This is a genomic window from Paratractidigestivibacter sp. (assembly GCF_052362415.1).
In the GTDB taxonomy this organism is placed as follows: domain Bacteria; phylum Actinomycetota; class Coriobacteriia; order Coriobacteriales; family Atopobiaceae; genus Paratractidigestivibacter.
In genome coordinates, this window is the sequence record NZ_DAWEMK010000002.1 from 13,241 (window position 1) to 16,639 (window position 3,399).

Consider the following 3,399-nt stretch of genomic DNA (forward strand, 5'->3'; position numbering starts at 1 on the left):
GAGGTGAGCATCTTCGCCAAGCTCTCCCCCGCCCAGAAGGCGCGCGTCGTCTCCGCGCTGCGCGGGCTCGGCCATGCCGTCGCGTACATGGGCGACGGCGTGAACGACGCCGCCGCTATGCGCGAGAGCGACTGCGGGATCTCCGTGGACTCCGCCGTCGACGTCGCGCGCGAGGCCGCCGACATCATCCTGCTCGAGAAGGACCTCATGGTCCTCGAGCACGGCATCGAGTGCGGCCGCAGGACCTACGCGAACATGATCAAGTACGTGAAGATGACGGTGAGCTCAAACTTCGGCAACATCTTCTCCGTCCTGGTCGCGGCGCTCTTCCTCCCGTTCCTCCCCATGACGGCGGTGCAGCTGCTGCTGCTCAACCTGATCTACGACCTCACCTGCACGGCCGTGCCCTGGGACAACGTGGACGACGAGGCGATCGCGCGCCCGCGCCGCTGGGACACCGCCTCGGTGCGTCGCTTCATGGTCGCCTTCGGGCCCCTAAGCTCGGTCTTCGACATCCTCACCTTCGCAGGTCTGTTCTGGGTCGTGTGCCCCGCCGTCGCGGGCGGCGCCTGGGGCGCGCTCGACGCTGCCGGCCAGGCCTTGTTCGTCGGCACGTTCCAGGCCGGCTGGTTCGTCGAGAGCATGCTGACGCAGACCCTCGTCGTGCACCTGATCCGCACCGAGAAGACCCCGTTCATCGGCAGCCGCGCCGCATGGCCGCTCTGCGCGCTGGGCGCCTCTGGCATCGCCGTCGCGTGCGCCCTGCCCTTCACGCCGATGGGCGCCGCGCTCGACTTCTGCGCGCTGCCGGGCGCGTTCTGGGCGCTTCTCGCCGTCATGGTCGCCGGCTACGCCGCCGTCGTCTGCCTCGCAAAGAGACGCTACCTGCGCCGCAACGACTCCCTCCTGTAAGAAATGACGAAAAGGGACAGTCCCTTTTCGTCATTTACTTGACCGTGAACTCCACGGAGCCGAAGGGGCCGTCGTACTCGACGACCCACTTGCCCGCCTCGAGCATCGGCGGGACAAAGACGGTGCCGACCGATGCGTGCATGCCGCGCTTGAAGCTCTTGCCCTGGCTGGCTAGCTTGCCGACGAGCCACTGCATCGAGTTCACCGGGTTGCCGAGGACCTCGGACGTCTTGCCCTGCTTGACGAGCTGCCCGTCGTGGTAGCACTTGCCGGTGTAGCCGGCCATGCCCTCGACCGTGAGCTCGGCGCCGTCGACCGGCGTGCCGTAGACGACATAGCCGCCCACCGCGCAGTCGCTCATCACGAGGCACTTGGAGAGCGAGGGGAATCACTTCGCGAAGCGCGAGTCGGGCACCTCCATGTCCGCCGCGACGGTGCAGTTGGCGAGCAGCTCCTCGGGCGTCATGGAAGCGTCGAGGTCGCGCTTGGCCGTGAAGCATAGCTCGCACTCGAGCAGGGGCTCGTTGAGGTGGGCGAGCTCGAGCGTGCACGGTGTAGGCGGTGTCGTCGTCGGTGACGACGCCCTCCCAGTCCGCCATGGTGAGCGGCTTGTTCTCCAGGCCGTAGAAGTTGTTGCGGTACGCCTGGTAGAGGGCCTCGGCGAGCTCGGACTGACGGGCGTTGAGGGTGGTGGAATCGGTGCTGGACATGATGTTCTCCTTTTTCTCAGCTGATTGTTGTTTGCGGATGACGAAAAGGGACTGTCCCTTTTCGTCATTTCCCTGATGGGCAGCCGATCAAAGAAGAAGACCGGGTACTGCGCACGGCAGCAACCGGTCTTTGCATCCCAGCACTGCCCGTCAAGGACGGGCAGCCAATATGTGGCGACCCGCCTAGCGAATAATGCTGCTAATAATTCGTGCCTGCAGGTAGCTCATTGCGTTTCCTCTCGTCATGCGCCCCTCTTGGGCGCGTGGTGACCATTGCGGCCCTTTGAGCGCGGGAATCAACCCTCATCCCGTAACTATTATGTTTCGCGAAAGTCGACAGCTGTTGGAACGAAATGACGAAAAGGGACTGTCCCTTCTCGTCATTAGAGGGCGGCGACGACGCGGTCGCCCATGGCGGCGGTGCCGAGGATGTGGTCGGCGGGGGTGTCCTCGTCGGCGATGTCGCGGGTGCGCCAGCCCTCGTCGAGGACGCGCTCCACGGCCGACTCGATCCAGCCGGCCTCCTCGGTCATGTCGAGGGCGTAGGTGAGCAGCATGCCCGCCGAGAGGATCTGCGCGAGCGGGTTGGCGACGCCCTGGCCCGCGATGTCGGGGGCGGAGCCGGCGCTCGGCTCGAAGAGGCTCACGCCGTCGCCGAGCGAGGCGGAGGCGAGCATGCCGAGCGAGCCCGTGATCTGCGCGGCCTCGTCCGAGAGGATATCGCCGAACATGTTCTCGGTCACGACGACGTCGAAGTCGGCCGGGCGGTTGATGAGCTGCATCGCGGTGTTGTCCACGAGCAGGTCCTCGAGCTCCACGTCCGGGTACTCCTCGTCGTGGACGCGGTGGACGATCTCGCGCCACATGCGGGAGGTCTCGAGCACGTTGCGCTTGTCCACGCTCGTGACCTTGTTCCTGCGCTTGCGGGCCGCCTCGAAGGCCTGGCGCGCGATGCGCTCGACCTCGTACTCGCGGTACTCCATCACGTCGTAGGTGCGCTGGCCGCGGCCGCCGTCGGCGCCCGCGCCCTCCTCGCCGTAGAAGCGCTCGCGGCGCCCGAAGTAGATGCCGCCGGTGAGCTCACGGACGAGCACCATGTCGACCCCGCGGATGACCTCGGGGCGCAACGTGGAGGCGCCGGCGAGGGCGTCGTAGATCTTCACGGGGCGCAGGTTGGTGTAGAGGCCCAGCCCCTTGCGGATGCGCAGGAGCCCCTGCTCCGGGCGCGGGGCGTTGGGGTCGGTGGAGTCCCACTTCGGGCCGCCCACGCTGGCAAGAAGGACCGCGTCGGCGGCCTTCGCGGCCTCGAGGGTCTCGTCGGGCAGCGGGTCGGCGCACGCGTCGATGGCGGCGCCGCCGATCAAGTGGTCCTCGAACACGAACTCGACGTCGGCCTTCCGCCCCACGGCGGCGAGGACCTTCTTGCCCTCGGCGATGATCTCGGGGCCGATGCCGTCGCCCGGCAGGCAGCAGATCCGGTAGGTCTTCGATGCCATGGCTACTCGCCCTTCCGCTCCGCGAGGACGCGCTTGGTGCGCGCCACGAGGCCGCCGTCGTTGATGATCTCCTGGATGAAGGGCGGGAACGGCTGCGCATGGAAGACGGCGCCCGTGGTCTCGTCCGTGATGGTGCCGGTGTCCGCGTCGACGTCGACGACGTCGCCCTCGCTGATGGCGTCGACCGCCTCGGGGCACTCGAGGATGGGCAGGCCCATGTTGATCGAGTTGCGGTAGAAGATGCGCGCGAAGGACTTGGCGATGACGCAGCTCACGCCCGC

General features: G+C 67.1%; 3 protein-coding genes and 1 pseudogene. 1 reads left to right on the forward strand and 3 read right to left on the reverse strand.

Going from position 1 to position 3,399, the window contains the following annotated elements; all coding sequences use genetic code 11:
• A partial coding sequence (locus ACT84W_RS00410; RefSeq protein ID WP_444327840.1) for an HAD-IC family P-type ATPase occupies window positions 1–912 on the forward strand: 912 nt, incomplete at its 5' end.
• 34 nt (window positions 913–946) lie between these two features.
• Here the strand turns inward: ACT84W_RS00410 and ACT84W_RS00415 are convergent.
• The 3 genes and pseudogenes from ACT84W_RS00415 to leuD form a co-directional block, all read right to left on the reverse strand.
• Window positions 947–1,273, reverse strand: coding sequence for a hypothetical protein (locus ACT84W_RS00415; protein WP_444327841.1), 327 nt, complete (start codon window positions 1,271–1,273; stop codon window positions 947–949).
• Between the two features lie 732 nt (window positions 1,274–2,005).
• Window positions 2,006–3,118 (reverse strand): 3-isopropylmalate dehydrogenase, encoded by a 1,113-nt coding sequence (leuB, locus tag ACT84W_RS00420; RefSeq protein WP_444327842.1) that lies wholly within the window; start codon window positions 3,116–3,118, stop codon window positions 2,006–2,008.
• A 2-nt stretch (window positions 3,119–3,120) separates the two neighbouring features.
• Window positions 3,121–3,399: pseudogene (leuD, locus tag ACT84W_RS00425) on the reverse strand (3-isopropylmalate dehydratase small subunit); the annotation flags it as partial.

What these genes read in the sequence shown, in the direction of transcription:
- leuB (WP_444327842.1), bottom strand. Translation starts at nt 3,118, where the DNA reads ATGGCATCGAAGACCTACCGGATCTGCTGCCTGCCGGGCGACGGCATC.
- ACT84W_RS00415 (WP_444327841.1), bottom strand. Translation starts at nt 1,273, where the DNA reads ATGAGCGACTGCGCGGTGGGCGGCTATGTCGTCTACGGCACGCCGGTC.